This window comes from Bradyrhizobium sp. C9, assembly GCF_002532045.1.
GTDB lineage: Bacteria > Pseudomonadota > Alphaproteobacteria > Rhizobiales > Xanthobacteraceae > Bradyrhizobium.
Genome location: NZ_NWTG01000017.1, coordinates 53,791 through 69,226, shown reverse-complemented (window position 1 = coordinate 69,226; position 15,436 = coordinate 53,791). Strand labels below are relative to the sequence as shown.

Below are 15,436 nucleotides of genomic sequence, written 5' to 3'. Positions count from 1 at the left end.
AACGAGATGATCGACGGCTCATTAATCGATTGGCTCGTCGCGGAGGCCTATCGCCCCGCCGGGCCTCGGTGCGTGGGCGAAGGATAAAAAGGTTGATCGATCGCCAGGAGCGAATACAGCAGGCCGCCGCCGCGTCCAAACCACTGTTGAGTTCGCTAGTACTGGCGGCCTTAGGTGTGGTCGCGAATTCACTCTTTTTCTCACCAACTTCGGGCTGGAACTAGTGCATCCGGCCGATCGGAGCCATAACAAGAGGGTACGTGTTCTGTGTCTCTTGCCTCGAACTGGATGGCCCACAGGTGTAGATGTGATGCCGGGGCCGAGCCGGATCGCCGAACCGCTATCCGCCGAGAGCAGTGGCGGCCTCCTCGGGACTTTACTCCACCAGCGAATGCGCCACCGGCGGGCACTGGTGGTACAATGTGCCCAAAGCCGCACGCGACGGCGACGTACTATCGCGTCAACGCCGAGAAGTCGTTCACCACGAGCTCGGGCCAGGCCGACTATTACACCGTGCAGACGCGCCCCCCGCGCGCCAAGGGCCGGGCCGACATCATCTCTTTCGAGATCGGCAGGACAAATGTTCCTTCCGGATCCTCCCCACTCATCCTTCCGCCGGCTTCCTGTATGGGATTCGGTTCGCTAGCGATCCGTAGCGTAGTGCGTCCGCGAGACGTTCGGACCATCCAACGGTTTTGTCTTCAGGTCGGACCATCCCAATCCGTCAGTTTGACGTCGCTTTGCAGGGACAAAATACTTCTACGTTTCCAGTCTAGCCGATTTAGCTGTCGAGAAGCTGACGCGCCCCCTCACTGCCAGGTGCGACTCATGGAAGCGTGCGCCGCATGGCGAACGGCATTACAAAAACAAACAATCAAAGCACCAGAACTTCTCGATCTTTGATGGTCTGGAATTGCAGCACTTCCGGTGCCGCCGCTAGAATGCATTGGTACGCTGGACCGCCAACAGAAGCCATCCTCGCAAAAGTCCAGTCTGCCACGTGGAGAGAACAGCGCCCAAGCACGAACTTGCCTGTTTGCCAATAGTGCCGGTCTACGTGATCAAGCCTTCGCCGCGTACCCAGATACGACCGGTATTGTCCTGTACACCTGCCTGGACCGACCTCGCTACTTCGCGTACAAATTTGATCATGCGGCATTAGAAGTGTGAGCCGCTAGGCTATCGAAACCACTTGCACAATAGCTCGCCATTGCATGACGTGTTGCAACGGCATAGCCAAGTCAGGTTTCCGTCAGATCCGACGTGTATGTCCATCAGCGCGAGCCTGATCATTCCGCGACGGCTCCCCTGGCAAACACGACGAAGGAATATGACATGGCATTCCGCGGTACGAACACCAACGATCACATCGTTGGGACTGCTGATAGCGACTTTATTCAGGGTCTAGGCGGGAACGATTTGATCTCCGGCGGTGGGGGCGATGATGAGCTGGAAGGCAATCAGGGAGCCGACACAATCCATGGTGGTGCAGGCGACGATTTTCTGTACGGCGGTCAGGGCAACGATGTTCTGTTCGGCAATCAGGGCAACGACAACTTCATGTTCACGAGTGGGAACGGCAAGGATTTCGTGATGGACTTCACGGCGGGAGATAAACTGAATATTGAGGACGGGATCAATCACACCGGCATTCATACGCTTGCCGATCTTGCCAGTCACATCAAGGCGGCTGGCCCTGATACCACGGTCGTTGATCTCGGAGAGGGCAATTCGATCACGCTCTCACATGTGAATGCCGACGATGTTCTGCATCACCCGGACAATTATTTCTCAATCATGCATATCACCGATCAGCCCACCTGATCCTCGCGGTTGTCCTTGTCGGCCGAACATGACGCAGGGGCACGGCGATCCGCGTTGGCACGCCATCCTGCCGGCGGGCAACGGCCATCGCCCTCGGCCGACGGTCAAACATTTTCCCAATGAGCAGAAACATGGCGATCCGGGCAGATCGCCATGTTTCCGCAAATTAGCATGTAGCCTGGTAGACACCGAGGCCGCCGATGGCGTTCCTGCACCGGATCAATGCAGAGGTGCTGGAACCAAGCGACATCTCGTCGCCATGCGAACGGCTGACCCAAGTTGGCGCTCGCGGCGGGCGTCAGGTCTGCCGCTCAGCAAAGCCGCTGCGCAGGGCTGGATCTCTTTCGTTGTTGTACTTGATCGCCATCCCCTTCAGGCCGTGCGGAATTTCGTGGTGTCGGGAACGCGAAGGGCGAATCGTGCAAACTGACCGCAGCTTGCGCCATGGCGGAACCGCGGGAGCGGCACGCCAGCGGGCTTGATCTGGACTGCGCTCTGCACCCTCACTGTAAATGTGATCACGAACGCATTGGTAGCGGACGAGGGTGGCGGTGGCAATGCAAAGCACTTCAACGAAAGCGCGTGCACGGCATACGCCTATGTCTTCACTCTCCATTACAGCCTGCATGGCGGCCTTCGTCGGAGCGACACCGATAACCTGTTCGAGGCACCAGATTTTAGCCAGATCATCGAGCGCGTGAACGGAGCGAGGGCTTCTGCTTTTATGTGTGATCTGGCCCCACCACAATTGCGGCGTCACGTATCGTAGGTTCACGGCCGAACACTCGCTTCTATAGACGATATGTTCAATCTGTTTGCCCCCCCGCGGGTTCATTTCGTTCGGCGAAGCGGCTATCTCAGCCTGATCGTCGGCGGCGAGCCAATCATGATTAGCCAGCTCGGCTACGAGAGTGGAGCGGATAGATTGCGCTTCTGGGAGGCATGCCGAGGGTTAGCCGTTCTTCGCTCTTTTCTCCGAACGAGTTCGGCTGATTGCCGAAAAGGAGCAGCTAACTCAAGACTTTCCCGTGCGGCCCGACGACTTCTCATCGCATTCCGATTCGAACGTTGCTTCTGCATCGCGCTCTTTCCACCTTCGGCTGACCGCTACATCTGCGCCGGTAGCTACCCCACCTCGATTGGTCCTTTTCAGCCGAATGAAGACCGATGAACGATAAGGGTGTCGCCGGTTATTGAAATTGGAAGCAGCCACCAAATTTGCAGGCTTCGGCACATGAAATGCGTGCTCCCACTCCTTGTCGGACGTTCGCTCCGAGTATGTTCGAACGAGGCTGGCCATCCAAATGGAGCGTTCTCATCCGAGACGGAAAACCGGGGCGGAGTTCACTTTTTCGTCTCGAGCTCGTCAGCTTCTCGAAAGCCAACCGTCCTAGCATTCGAGCCCAGTCTCTAGCTACCGACGCCGCCTGCGACTGAACCGGCCACGAACCCTTGGGGGTACGTGCTCGGCGGGCCTGCAGCAGACTTTGTTCTCAAAACAGATAGGAGACGCTTTGGAGATCAATCGGATAAGTGGTGCAGGTTCGCCAGGGTCCCCAACGGGAAAGATCCAAATACAGGCGGATCAGGACCGATTTACGCAGGTCATGAATGAAGCCAGGCCATCATCAGTTGCCGCGCCAGGGTCGGCGAAAGCTCCGATTTGGAGGTCGAGCGCTCCATACGGAAGCTTTTCACTCGGTATCCACTCTTGGAACAACGACGTATGGGGGGCGGGCGCTGGGCCTCAAACGATTTCAGTGAGCGCCGCCAATCAGTGGGACGTGTGGTCGAACCAGCCTAACACTCCTGGCATCAAGAGCTATCCGCACGAGACTTTCAACGTCGGAAAGCCGCTCAGCTCTATCAAGAGTTTGACCTCGAGCTTCAACCAGCAAGTGCCTGCCGGCGGCGCTTGGGACACCGCCTACGATATTTGGGACACCTCAAACGAGCACGAAATCATGCTCTGGACAAACTACACCGGAAATCCCGACGGTGGCGGCAACGTTAAGCCAATCTCGTATCATTACGCCCCTTCGGGGGCCGCGATCCCGGTCTACAGCAATGTCAACATAGGTGGAGCGACCTGGAACGTGTTTGAAGGCTTCAACGGTCACAAGGTCATCTCATTGCTCCGCACCTCGAAGACCAACAACGGCACGGTGGACATCAAAAGCGTCCTAGAGTGGATCAAGTCGAAGGGCTACTTTGGCGACATAAAGGTTGGTAGTGTCCAATACGGTGTCGAGATTACTTCTTCACCAGGAGGAATGAACTTCAATTTCAACAACTGGGCGGTGACCTCGAAGTGAATGCCCACGAGCTGTGAGCTGGCCTGCAGTCATGCCATTGAGCCGCGCCGACTGACGGGCTCAGCTTGCCGCTTACTTTTGAAAGGTCCGACTCCAGTGACACATCCACCAGAGATGCCAGAACGGACAAGCTCTGGCACAGTTGCCACATCGGTCAACTGGCTTCTGCCCCAACAGCCGCACCAAGAGCAGCACCAGCGGCACGACATTGGGGCCAGGCTTCAATGCCGTAGCCAAAAAAATCCGACATAGACTTCGGCGGCGACGAGCCAGGGCGAGCCCACAACACTGCTGCGGACAATGAAGATGAAGAATGTCGATCCTTCGCTTGGTTAGCTGCAACGCTTCAGCGTATCGCTTATGACTCGCAGAGCAGCGGGACGCGCTCATGCGGTGGAACCAACCGCCTGATGGCGTCTTCTTACCGCTTACAAAAGAAGGGCCGCCCACGTTGCCGCAAGCGACCCAAGTCTAGGGAGGAACGCCCAAGGAGGGCAGCGATAGCGGGGCGCTACCGCGCATCCTGAAAATAAGACCATCGTATCGGCGGCTCAATTGAACGTAGGGAAACGCCGGGCATCTAAAGGGGGCATGGAACGATACGAAGGTTTATGGTGCCCGCTGGTGAAGCCGACCACCTCCGCCCTAGGCGCAGGCTGTCATTGCTATGCATCACATTGAGCAGCGGCCAGAACTTGGTCACCGAGCCGTGGCTGGCTTGCCTTGCATTGTTCAAACATCGGTGAGGATTCGCGATGAACCTGCCCCTGGACTTAATCCCGTTACCTCCGCAGGACAGCCAAGCCCGAGGCTGCGCTTATCCTCGTCGGTCAAAGAGCTTGCTGAACGACTGGTGTGGAATGATGCCATCGGGAGGTGACGACCAACCGATTCCTAACCGGGGCTGCCTCCTCCACCTAGACCATAGCAACATGGCCCCATCGTTGCCGAGCCCGCCGCCAGATCGGGCCCTCGCCGAGATCAAGCCGATTGTACATCCATCGGAGATCAACTCGCTTCAGGCCCCAGCGCAAGGTGTTTCTTGCCAAGCCGGGCAGCAGCACGTTTCGTCGGCGGCGGCGGTCAATTGGCGTCGTTTGATTGACAGAGCTTGACAATAGCGAGAGCACCCTCCTCCCGAGAGCCGACCGCAATTACGTCATCGTGTTCAACGAGCGCAAATTCCTTGACGTTGGTTCGATCTGTAAATCGACGTCACAGCGATGACAATCGGGAGGAGGAAAGTGGGATAGAAATATGCACGGCGAGTCATTGCCCCGAAAATGGGACATCTGATAAGGAACGGCGAGAGACGATAAGTGAATGATCACGTAGGTTTCCAGAGTTTCTTGCATAATGATGCCGCCGACCTGCTGCCCGATGAGGGCGCTCGGCATCGTTTTGAGGCGATCGTGGATCGTGCAGCGGATGCGCGTTCAACGTGGTTGCCGGTTGAGGAGCAGATGCGCGCAACTCGTGCCGAGCTTCATCGCGTCGAGAGCCACCGCCAACAGCTGATATTGACTCGCAGCGCCCATCGTCCCGGCGCGGACAAGGAGGACAAGCAAGTCCGTGACCTCGACAAGCAAGCCAGCGAGCTGACCGAAAAGTTGCGCCGCCTCATCGCTCGAGAGGCGACCGCTGCTGCCCGCATGCGGAACTGCGGGGTCCTGGCATCCCGCTGCCGGGCCTTTCTGTCTCCCGGTGGCCTGCCGTCGCCCGCGCGCCTTGCCTCCGTCTCTCCAATCGCGCTGTCGGATATTCTAGAGCGAGGCGAGCGGATCATTGACGCGCTCGAGCGTCTGCGCCTGCGCATCCGCGAGCTCGAAGCCCACGCCCACCAGATCCGCAGTGCGCCATTTCCCAGTGAGGCGAAGAAGCGAGACGCCGCGGCGCTGATCGCACGACTGGCGGATCGTGGGGCGCCATCTATATCGGCCATGATTGATGACAACGCGAGCGAGATCGCATGGCCTTACACCCTCCAAGAACACAATCTGATTGCTGTCGTCCCGGATGCGAACACGCGGGTTGTGGGCACCGCATCTGGGCAGGTTCCCGATGTGATTGGGCTGCTTTGTTGGGCCCTTCGTGACACTCTGACCGAAAAGGTGAACGAACTGATCGAGACGAACAGCGACGATGCCGCCGCGCTCCCCGCGGATGAGCGTGAAAAGCAGCTGGCCCAAATCGAAGCCGACAAACTGATGACCGAACGCAAAGAGACAACCTTGGTACAGGCCGCGCAGGCTGCGGGCGAGGCCGTCGAACACCGCCACGACATCAGCGTTCTGGCCGCGCTCCAGCTCGAGCTGGTCACGCAGTCACGATGAGGTCTGCGACTGCCCTCGGCAGGCATCCCGGCTGCGCAGGCAGTCCCTCTCGACGCAATCGTCTCCACGACCAACATCCCCCGACCACCTGCTTTCATTCCGAAAGTGACGGCAGAAATGGCGCTCTGCTGCGCCAGGAGAACGAACGGCCGCGCATGGAGCGAGACATAAGAGGTTGATTGCGATTTTTGCCGGAAGCCGGACGTGAGCTTCTGCTTTATCGAGGACCATCGCGACGCCTATTGATCTCAGCCCGGCGCCCTTCGTCGGCGTTGACGACCGTGCTTTTGGCGATCCCGGCCTTGATGAAAGCGGCGGCCCGCCTCTCGGAACCGAACACGGACGGGACCGAATTGCCGCCGCGCTCGCGGATGGCGACCTCGCCCTTGCCGTTCTGGTTACGGTTAAAGCGGCGGTCAACGCGATCCTCTTGAGGTTGGCGGGCTTCACGTCGCCGAAATAGCGAGCCACCTATTGGGATGGCCTGCATGAACGCTCCGACATGCGCCGGATCAATCATCAGGAGGCGTACAGCCTCGACAGCGCTTGCACAATCAGGCTGAGGAGTATTTCAGCCGCCGCCGCCCACCTCAGCAACCTTACCTTCGCCGCCCGATATCGGCCCACGGATAGCGAAGGCCGTCTCGGCTTCCGCGTCAGTCATGCGGAAACACCTGACCTAAGCTCAGGGTCCTAATTGTCGCCGCGAGTGGCTGCCGGCCAAAGATCCTGAGCGAAATCTTCGAATGTGAATTCGGGTACCTTTGGGTCCACGGTCGAAACACTTCACCAGCAAGACCTTGCCGGTCGACAATGTGTTGAATTCTTCGGGAATTCCTTCGAAATCGGATTTTTCGACAAGCTCGCGTTCCGGCACGTCCATTCCAAAGATTTCGGACAGCGCCAGAACGGCGAACTCGTTTTCCGACAATCCGACAAGATGGGGCGAAGGGAATTTTCCGATGTACTGACCTTGCTTGTCGCCGATGGGCAAACTCAGTCCGCCGCCCCCTGCCCGCATTTTTCATCACGGAGAGCTTCATCTGAACTCCCGCCAAGGAAAACCGCGCTTTTATCTCACGTGGATTGTCTTGAACGGCTAGGAAATCTGACGTCCTGCGTTGAGGGGTCAGAAATCGCAAGGATTTGCCAACCATGGATGCTTTCAGGGCCGGCCGCTAACCAATCGAAAATCGATCCGCCTCATGTTCGCGCTGTAAGCTGAATGGGCAAATCAAACATGACAGGATCGGCAATTCTGGAAAACGTGCGTCGCTACCGCGCAATAGCTTCGCTGTGCCGTCAAGCCGCAGCATTTCGCCCACTCCAGCGAGTCTCATTGCTGACGCAGGCCGACGAATGGGAGCAGAGAGCGGTTAGTGAGATCGAAGAATACTTTGATGCCCAAGACTCTCCGATACCCGCTCAGCCCTCAGGCAACGTCAATTGAGCGAGAGCTTAGTTAAGAAGGCGCATACGCTTGGCCCACCCCTACCCTTCAAGACAAGGCCGGACTGCTGATGAAGCCCCGCAACGATTCACTGATGGACCTTCTCCGAAAAATGCGGCCGGCCCATCAGTTCGGGGAATTTCGCGGGCGCCCCCTTGTGGAGCTCACCGACGAAGGCACAGCCGCAGTGTCCGCAATTCATAAGCCCTGAGAAGGGAAAGTCTCTTGGACCACGCCGAAGCTTGGTGGCATTACGCTTGTCCAGGACAGCCCGAACCCGCTCGCGAGGTTTCATCGTTCATGAAAATCCCGTGGATTTTATTGCGGCGCCTCGGTGACGACGGCAATGACCGACTCAACCTAAGACTGCCTGATAAGACCTCCATCCACTAATGTGGAATAAAATCGTTCCATTTCAGCGTTTGCTTGCCAGGGATCATCTTACAGGTTCACGCGCAAGCCATTAATTTTATTGATATTGCTGAGAATATTATCCTTATTCTCCGCACCTTGTGCGTAGAATATTATTACGATTGCCAGGAATAAGGCGCATATTCTCCGCATGAGTGCGGTGAATGGCGACTTATATCCACGAGCTGAAAGACTGGCCGAAATTTACCTGGAATAGCTCAAAGCTGGCCCAGAAGCTGGGAGCTGTCCGTAACCGGCAGGGTCGTCTCACCGGTTGCATGGAAGAGCTCGGCGTTCGGCTGCGAGCCGAAGCCAATCTTGAGGCCCTTACCGAGGAGGTCACCAAGTCGAGCGAGATCGAGGGCGAGGTTCTGAGCCGCGATCAGGTGCGATCATCGCTTGCGCGCCGCCTGGGTGTCGATATCGGCGCCTTGACGCCCGTCGAGGGCATCGTTGAGATGATGCTGGACGCCACCGGCAGATATGACGCTCCCCTCACCTCTGACCGTCTCTTTGGCTGGCATGCCGCCTTGTTTCCGACGGGCCGCAGCGGCATGACGAAGATCGCCGTCGGGAACTGGCGCACGGAGGATACGGGGCCGATGCAGGTTGTCTCGGGGCCAATCGGACTCGAGCGCGTTCACTATGAAGCTCCCAAAGCTGGTTTGCTTCCTGACGAGATGAAAGCCTTCATCGGCTGGTTCAACGGTACCCAGGACATCGATCCAGTTATCAAGGCTGCCATGGCGCATCTGTGGTTCGTTACCATCCATCCGTTCGAAGACGGCAATGGTCGTATCGCCCGCGCGATTTCCGACATGGCGCTGGCGCGGTCAGAGAACAGTTCACAGCGCTTCTACAGCATGTCAGCGCAGATCCGGCAGGAGCGGAACGCCTATTACGATATCCTCGACGCCACGCAGAAAGGCGATCTCGACATCACGGTTTGGCTGGAGTGGTTTCTGGACTGCCTTGACCGGGCCTTTGATCGCGCCGACACCATCCTCGCCTCGGTTCTACGGAAAGCCCACTTCTGGAAGAAGCAAGCGAACCAGAAATTTAACGACCGACAGCGGGCGATGATTGAGCGTTTGTTCGAGGGCTTTGAAGGCAAGCTCACATCTTCGAAATGGGCACAGCTTACCAAATCATCGCAGGATACGGCCCTGCGGGACATCGATGATCTCGTCGCCAGGGGCGTTTTGGCGAAAGACGCGGCCGGCGGGCGTAGTACGAGCTATTCATTGATTGACGAAGCCTGAACACATCAGCGACCTAAGAGGATATTCATGGCGGCCTGAAAAGCGGAAACGTGGCGCGCCAGCACCCGAGCTGAGATGGCCGAGCTCTTGTCCGCTAGCAAGAAGTTCCAATGAACGCATACGCGAAACCCTCGCAGTCCGCGCCAAATTGAAGCCCGTTGATTTTTCCGCCTATTTGAGACCCCGGTTTGGTCAACCGAATGGCTTTCAGAACTTGCGACGCAAAGATGACAGCGATACATCATGCACTGGGATTTTCAGCTGAAGGCGGAGAATGCAGACGTTTACATTTGCGGACATCTTCGAGAAGTTCATTTGATTGTCTCGGAAAAATTGACCGACCAGGAGCGGGGTAGCGGCGCGATCAAAGCTGATTTCAGTCGCGTTGCAAAAGAAAAATCAGCAATCTTCAAGAGCTTCGAAAAATACATTCTGTTCCAAAACAAATACGCCCGCGATAGCTAACCTCTGTGCCGATCTTCATGCGAGCATTTTGGATGCCCCGGCCCAGCCGCCACTCAGTGGGACGTGTGGTCGAACAAGCCTAACACTCCTGGCATCAAGAGCTATCCGCACGAGACTTTCAACGTCGGAAAGCCGCTCAGCTCCATCAAGAGTTTGACCTCGAGCTTGAGCCAGCAAGTGCCTGGCGGCGGCGCTTGGGACACCGCCTTTGATATTTGGGACAGCTAACAACATGACGTAGCGAGGGGCGGGTGGAAACAAGATCGACGCCCCTCGCAATTGCATGGCCGCTTCACAGTTCAAGCCCGCGGTCCCCAAGCACCTGGCGCATCAGTGCGCCCTTAATCTCGCGGGCGATCTCCTCGCGGATCTGGGCTCCGAGCTGCACCTCGGCCTCGCTGTCTCCGGTTAGGTGATGATCTGCGAGCCGTTGCTCAAGGCGTCTCGGAAACTCCTCGTCCATCGCCTCCCTGAGCCGGACCTGCATCTGTGCATGGGCTTCGGGGGCGATCCGGCTCACCACCGTCTCCCAAGGTTGCCAGTGAGTCGCCAGATAGTCGGCGAACCCCGCCTCCTCTTGATTCCGCACCTGCGTCTCGGCTGCGGTGAGATCGTGCTCAGTGACGTAGGAGACTTCATAGAACCGCATGTCCGGCGCGATGAGCTGCAGGTCCAGCCGATCACGTAGCTTGACCTGATAGGCGAGATAGACCTCGATCTCGTCGACGAACCGGAGCGAGTTGACCTTCTGACGGGCGATCGAATCGAGCGCATTCAGGCGGAACAGGACCCGCGCTTGCTGGATGAGTTCACCGAGCCGATCGTCATAGGTGCCATCCTCGACATCAGCCTTCAGACGTGCGGTCTGCATGCCGTTCCAGGTCAGGGTGATGCGATCCTGGCAGGTCTCGCTCGCCCCGAAAGCCAGCTGAAAAAACTGCTCGCGCAATGGCGGCCTGATCGCTGCCTGCCGCAGATCCTCGGCCACCGCCTGTCGGAACTCGGGATTGTCATAATTCACAGTCTTCTGCAGCTTGTCGAGGAAGAGCGCGTATGCCGGGGCACCCGCCTCGTCGGCAAAGTTCTGCCAGGCGGCGATCGCCTCCGGCTCGCCCTTCAACCAGTCCGCTACCGCCTCGGCTAGTGGCCGTTCCTGATCCACCGCCGTTCCCCCGCCCATCGAGAAGAAGACCCGCGGGCCAGCATAGTTCGGGGCATTCAGAGCTCCCGCCAAATTCGTCCGCACCTGCTCGGGCAGCGGATTGTCATCCACATAGACCATGCACCCAGAACCTAGCTGGGTTAGCAGGGTCTCCGGCAAGCCGATCAACCGGTTGTCGCGTGCCTCGAGCACCTGGAGCTCGGCCGGGAGGGTCTCGGGCAGGCTCGTCAGCCTGTTGCCGCTGACGTGGAGTCTCTGGAGCTCGGGCGGGAGTGTCTCGGGCAGACTATTCAGGTGGTTATCGCGGGCGAAGAGCAACTGGAGCTCGGCCGGGAGAGTGTCGGGCAGGCTCGCCAGCCTGTTGCCATCGGCTTCGAGCTCTTGGAGGTCGGGCGGGAGGGTATCAGGCAGGCTGGTCAGCCGGTTGCCGCCGACGGCAAGCAACTGAAGTCCGCTCGGGAGTGCGTCGGGCAGGCTGGTCAGCAGGTTGCCGCGGACATCGAGGTCCTGGAGCCCGACCGGCAGGGTGTCGGGCAGGCTGGTCAGCCGGTTGCTGCTGACGGCGAGTGTCGAAAGACCCTCCGGGAGGGTGTCGGGCAGCCCGGTCAGCTGGTTGCTGCCGATGACGAGTGACTGGAGTCCCGTCGGGAGGGCGTCGGGCAGGCGAGTCATTCGGTTGTTGCTGGCGCCGAGCGTCCGAAGTCCAGACGGGAGGATGTCAGGCAAGTGCACCAGCTCGTTGTCGCTCACGTTGAGCGATTGGAGCCCGGGCGGAAGGGTGTCGGGCAATGTCGTCAGGCCTAAGTATTGCAGCTCCAGCCCTGCATAGACGTCGCCAGTTTCGCCCCAGGCCCTTATTCGTCTTACCGCCTCTTGCCTATCCTCGCCTTCCGCCTGCCGCTCATCGCAGGCCCATTTGTCCAAGATCTGGTCGAGCCGCGATTCCCTGAGGACGGAGCCTTCGAAGTCCGCCGCACCGCCTGCAGGGCCAGAGGCCCGTGTGTCATGCAATGTTTCGGTCCACTGCGCTGCGGCCGGGGTGAGCCGGCCGCCTCCTGTTGAGGTATTGGCGTCACCTGGCAGGGGCCGTCGGCCGAGAATTGCTGCCCCGAGATTTTGCTGCCAAGGATTTGCGGGGGTCGTTGCCCACTCCGGCGCCACGTCACTGGCCTCCGCCCACGAATGCTCCTCCTGGCCGACACTATGCGTCGGCCAATCGGCAGCCGCATCCATGCCGTGCCAATAATCCGGCAGACTGAAACTGCCGGCTGGCAACTGGCCACCGCGATCCGCGGCCGCAAAGAGCACATGGTGGTGATGGCCCCCTTGTTCCAAGCGGCCTGGCGGATCTGAGGCCAACTGCGAAGTGCTTTCTCCGACGCGACCCTCATGCGGCATTCCCAAAGGATCCGCATCTCTGTTCGACACAACGTCCGCGTCGCCGAGCCTATTTGAACTGGAGGGCGGGCGCCCGTGCGGATGCAACTCGTTCAGGTGCTGCGGAAACCCCGCTTCGTCCGTCTGCTGCTCTTCCAGCCCATGATAGTACGCCCGATCGACATCTGGGGCCTCGAATGGGTTGAGCTTGTTGAACGGATCCATCCCATCTCCTTTGACAGATACGATTAGCTAACGTCGAAGCTGGATAAATACGTTCTCGCTACGAGGCTTAGCTTTCGAGAAGCTGACGAGGAATCAGAACGAGCGTAACTGTCCTGCGGGACGCTTAGCGCTTGATTGCCCGCGCTGGAGTTCGACATGCCGATGCCGGACCATCTCGGAACTTCGAGAAGCAGATTTCTAAGAAGAACGTCCGCGCTTGTGGGCGCCGGCAACGCCGAAGACAGCTGGTGGCGATCTCATGGTCAATTCCGTCCAAGCTGAAGCTAGTCTAATGCGCTGCGATCATGACGCCCGCCGGTCGACGCCACACAGGTCTGCAAGACTTGTGAGGGACAGTCGCCGCTGGGCGGGTTATCCGCGCGAGACGCAGGAGATGGTGCTCGACGCCGACGACAGGGCGTTCGCCTGTTCAAGGGCATCGGCGGCCGGCGCGCCCATGTCCCGGATCATCATCGCGCAGACTATATTCACGCGCTCGCGTCCGTCGCGGCTCCTTTGCGCCTCCGTCCGCTCAAGCATGCAAGTGCGGGCATTCCTTCACTGCGTTACGGCCGCATCGCGGTGCATCTCTTGCCCAGCGGGGCGCGGTGACGCCTTCCTCGGCGGTGCCCCGGAGGATGTCGGTGTCTGCCTGCACTTCCTTGGACTAGGTGGGTTCGGGACTGCCAACGGAGACCGAGTTGAATGTCCTCAATCACATCGTGGAGCCGGTGGTGGCTTGACGTTCGCGTCTCGAACTCGTCGGTCAGATGCCGGGCTTCCGGCCGAGGTGCTGCGAGACATGTTGAGCTTTCCACCGGGGCGCGGGAAAGGCCTCGATGCGTTTTCTCACATCGTCGTTCGCAGGAAGCGTATCGACTTCGATGCTTGCGCGGTCGTAGAGCGCGTCGAGGAAGGCCAGCTCTCCGTCATCGTGCTTGAAGAGCGGCGCCAGTTTTTCTTGACATTCCGCTAGGATTCGGTCGCACCATTTCTTCGGGCCGCCCTCCGCGTCAAACATGCCGTTCTTGACTACGGACAGCAGCTTGTTGTTCAGGTCGTTGAGATCGTATTTGTAGTCCTTCAGCGACACCGTGCACCAATCCAGATCCCTGGAGGCGGCGCCGATCACAAGCGCTCCGACCTTAACTTGCGCCCAATCGATGTTTTCATTCTGCAGCAGCCTCCAGGCGTCGTCAGATCGCGCGATGCCCGCCGGGCCACCAGGGCGACGATCTTGCCGGCGGCGATTTCGTGGAGGTCGACCACGCCGACGTTCTTTGCTTCGTAGTCGCCGAGCTTTGCGGAATTCATTCTGTCCCAGCCGAAGAACGGCGTCCGGAAGAGATAGTTCACGTCCATTTCCAGCGTGCCCGGGCGCTGATAGGCCGAGACGTACCTAAAGCGCCATTTGCCGCCGGCGTGTTCACCGGAAGGATCGCGGCCGATTTCGTACCCCTTGCTCTGCAGGAGCGCGGGAAGGCGCGTGTTGATGATCTTGGAATCCCGCAGCATGGCTTCCCTATCCGCGGCGCCGACGTAGTTCAGATCGATGTCGACGGAAAGCCGGTCGAGTGCGAGATAGAATAAGTTGAGCGCGGTGCCGCCTTTGAGTGCGAGCAGCTTCCCGAGCTCGCGGTCATTCGCGATCTGGTGGAGCACGTCGATCAACCGGATGACGCGCTCGACCGAGGCCGGTTGGAACGAAACGTCGGTGGCAATCTTTTCGAGGCGTTCGACCGAGATCACGGCATCATCTCCGGTGACATCCCTTCGAAGGACGGGTTGAGAAAATCCGGAGGCAGGACGACGTTCCAGCCTTCCATCGCATGGCCTCGGGCGTCGCTTCCCAACGCAGGTCTTGGTGCCGGCGGGGCGGCACGCTTCAGTTCGTCTAATACCTGCGTGTCGACGAAGAGATCGTCTTTCCGGCTCTCAAGCCAGGCACCGCACACGCCGACGAGCGTCTGGTTGTCGCGACCGAGCGCGAACTTCGCGAATTTGCCAACGTCGAACGCTTTGACGCTGTGGAGCGCGTTCGCGAGTTCCTCGACGCCGCCGGTCAGGTCCGGGCGCTCGATGCAGTCGACGAGCGTTCGCTCAACGCCGGTCGCGATAATGTCGAGACCGCGGCGGTCCATCGTGAGCGTGCCGGACATTTCCTCGGAGCGACGGCGCAGCGAGGCGGGTTGCGCGACGAACCTGACGGGACCAACGAGCGTTTTTATTTCGCCCGGGCGACCTCCGCTGAGGAGTTGGGTCTGAGAGCTTTCCGAATAGGCGAGCCCGTGCAGTTCGAGTGCGGTGTGGTACGCGACGACACCATCGTCGCGTATGCGCGATGCGACCAGAATCCGGTCGGGATGGAAGTTCGCCGGATCCAGGTGCGGCGGGACGGAGGCATACACACCCGGCGCGACATGGCGTATTCGTCCGGAGGCGGCGTGGTACTTAAGCAATGAGTCCGACGACGAGAGCGGCTGGCCGGGAGACACGGTTTTACGGAACTGGGTCCGGGTGAAGACCGGATGTGAGGACAGAAACCTTTCAACTTTCCCTTTCGGTCCCACCATCTCGATGCGCTCCTTGGGGTATATTATACCCCAAAATTT

The 15,436-nt window shown here is 59.0% G+C and carries 12 protein-coding genes and 1 pseudogene; 6 read left to right on the top strand and 7 right to left on the bottom strand.

Going from position 1 to position 15,436, the window contains the following annotated elements; genetic code table 11:
- Nucleotides 1-1,335 precede the first annotated feature (1,335 nt).
- Nucleotides 1,336-1,824, top strand: a complete 489-nt coding sequence (locus CO675_RS41810; protein WP_143279152.1) for a calcium-binding protein — start codon at nucleotides 1,336-1,338, stop codon at nucleotides 1,822-1,824.
- 298 nt (nucleotides 1,825-2,122) lie between these two features.
- Here the strand turns inward: CO675_RS41810 and CO675_RS40180 are convergent, their stop codons facing one another.
- Nucleotides 2,123-2,599, bottom strand: a complete 477-nt coding sequence (locus CO675_RS40180) for a hypothetical protein (protein WP_143279151.1) — start codon at nucleotides 2,597-2,599, stop codon at nucleotides 2,123-2,125.
- Between the two features lie 832 nt (nucleotides 2,600-3,431).
- Here CO675_RS40180 and CO675_RS27625 point away from each other — a divergent pair.
- Nucleotides 3,432-4,139: a glycoside hydrolase family 12 protein gene (locus CO675_RS27625; protein ID WP_245452945.1), complete on the top strand. Its 708-nt coding sequence runs from the start codon at nucleotides 3,432-3,434 to the stop codon at nucleotides 4,137-4,139.
- Nucleotides 4,140-5,458: 1,319 nt separating this feature from the next.
- Entirely contained in the window at nucleotides 5,459-6,472 is a 1,014-nt protein-coding gene (locus tag CO675_RS27620) for a hypothetical protein (protein ID WP_097674982.1), read from the top strand.
- 217 nt (nucleotides 6,473-6,689) lie between these two features.
- Here CO675_RS27620 and CO675_RS27615 read toward each other — a convergent pair whose 3' ends face one another.
- Nucleotides 6,690-6,992: a hypothetical protein gene (locus tag CO675_RS27615; RefSeq protein ID WP_097674981.1), complete on the bottom strand. Its 303-nt coding sequence runs from the start codon at nucleotides 6,990-6,992 to the stop codon at nucleotides 6,690-6,692.
- A 216-nt stretch (nucleotides 6,993-7,208) separates the two neighbouring features.
- Nucleotides 7,209-7,545: pseudogene (locus CO675_RS27610) on the bottom strand (HipA domain-containing protein); the annotation flags it as partial.
- Nucleotides 7,546-7,712: 167 nt separating this feature from the next.
- On the opposite strand from CO675_RS27610, the gene CO675_RS41585 reads away from it, so the two are divergent.
- The 3 genes from CO675_RS41585 to CO675_RS27595 all read left to right on the top strand — a co-directional run bounded on the left by CO675_RS41585 (nucleotide 7,713) and on the right by CO675_RS27595 (nucleotide 10,060).
- Nucleotides 7,713-7,922 (top strand): hypothetical protein, encoded by a 210-nt coding sequence (locus CO675_RS41585; protein ID WP_075969274.1) that lies wholly within the window; start codon nucleotides 7,713-7,715, stop codon nucleotides 7,920-7,922.
- A gap of 575 nt (nucleotides 7,923-8,497) precedes the next feature.
- The gene (locus tag CO675_RS27600) at nucleotides 8,498-9,595 is read left to right on the top strand and encodes a Fic family protein (protein WP_097674980.1); all 1,098 of its coding nucleotides are present in this window, start codon (nucleotides 8,498-8,500) and stop codon (nucleotides 9,593-9,595) included.
- A 243-nt stretch (nucleotides 9,596-9,838) separates the two neighbouring features.
- Complete coding sequence (locus CO675_RS27595; RefSeq protein WP_097674979.1) at nucleotides 9,839-10,060, top strand: hypothetical protein; 222 nt, start codon at nucleotides 9,839-9,841, stop codon at nucleotides 10,058-10,060.
- Between the two features lie 292 nt (nucleotides 10,061-10,352).
- Here the strand turns inward: CO675_RS27595 and CO675_RS27585 are convergent, their stop codons facing one another.
- From CO675_RS27585 to CO675_RS27575, 4 genes are all read right to left on the bottom strand, one after another.
- Nucleotides 10,353-12,824 carry an NEL-type E3 ubiquitin ligase domain-containing protein gene (locus CO675_RS27585; protein WP_245452944.1) on the bottom strand — a complete coding sequence of 824 codons (2,472 nt, stop codon included), beginning with the start codon at nucleotides 12,822-12,824 and terminating at the stop codon, nucleotides 10,353-10,355.
- A gap of 766 nt (nucleotides 12,825-13,590) precedes the next feature.
- On the bottom strand, nucleotides 13,591-13,956 hold the full coding sequence (locus tag CO675_RS41580) for a hypothetical protein (RefSeq protein WP_245452943.1): 366 nt from the start codon (nucleotides 13,954-13,956) through the stop codon (nucleotides 13,591-13,593).
- Nucleotides 13,953-14,573 (bottom strand): nucleotidyl transferase AbiEii/AbiGii toxin family protein, encoded by a 621-nt coding sequence (locus CO675_RS41575; protein WP_245452942.1) that lies wholly within the window; start codon nucleotides 14,571-14,573, stop codon nucleotides 13,953-13,955. Before CO675_RS41575 ends, CO675_RS41580 begins: the two co-directional genes overlap by 4 nt.
- Nucleotides 14,570-15,397, bottom strand: a complete 828-nt coding sequence (locus tag CO675_RS27575) for a type IV toxin-antitoxin system AbiEi family antitoxin domain-containing protein (RefSeq protein ID WP_097675046.1) — start codon at nucleotides 15,395-15,397, stop codon at nucleotides 14,570-14,572. Before CO675_RS27575 ends, CO675_RS41575 begins: the two co-directional genes overlap by 4 nt.
- Between the last annotated feature and the right edge of the window lie 39 nt (nucleotides 15,398-15,436).

Excerpts from the sequence above, each read along its gene's own strand:
- CO675_RS27595 (WP_097674979.1), top strand. The coding sequence starts at position 9,839 with ATGCACTGGGATTTTCAGCTGAAGGCGGAGAATGCAGACGTTTACATT.
- CO675_RS41810 (WP_143279152.1), top strand. The coding sequence starts at position 1,336 with ATGGCATTCCGCGGTACGAACACCAACGATCACATCGTTGGGACTGCT.
- CO675_RS27625 (WP_245452945.1), top strand. The coding sequence starts at position 3,432 with ATGAATGAAGCCAGGCCATCATCAGTTGCCGCGCCAGGGTCGGCGAAA.
- CO675_RS27600 (WP_097674980.1), top strand. The coding sequence starts at position 8,498 with ATGGCGACTTATATCCACGAGCTGAAAGACTGGCCGAAATTTACCTGG.
- CO675_RS41585 (WP_075969274.1), top strand. The coding sequence starts at position 7,713 with ATGACAGGATCGGCAATTCTGGAAAACGTGCGTCGCTACCGCGCAATA.
- CO675_RS27615 (WP_097674981.1), bottom strand. The coding sequence starts at position 6,992 with ATGATTGATCCGGCGCATGTCGGAGCGTTCATGCAGGCCATCCCAATA.
- CO675_RS27575 (WP_097675046.1), bottom strand. The coding sequence starts at position 15,397 with ATGGTGGGACCGAAAGGGAAAGTTGAAAGGTTTCTGTCCTCACATCCG.
- CO675_RS27585 (WP_245452944.1), bottom strand. The coding sequence starts at position 12,824 with ATGGATCCGTTCAACAAGCTCAACCCATTCGAGGCCCCAGATGTCGAT.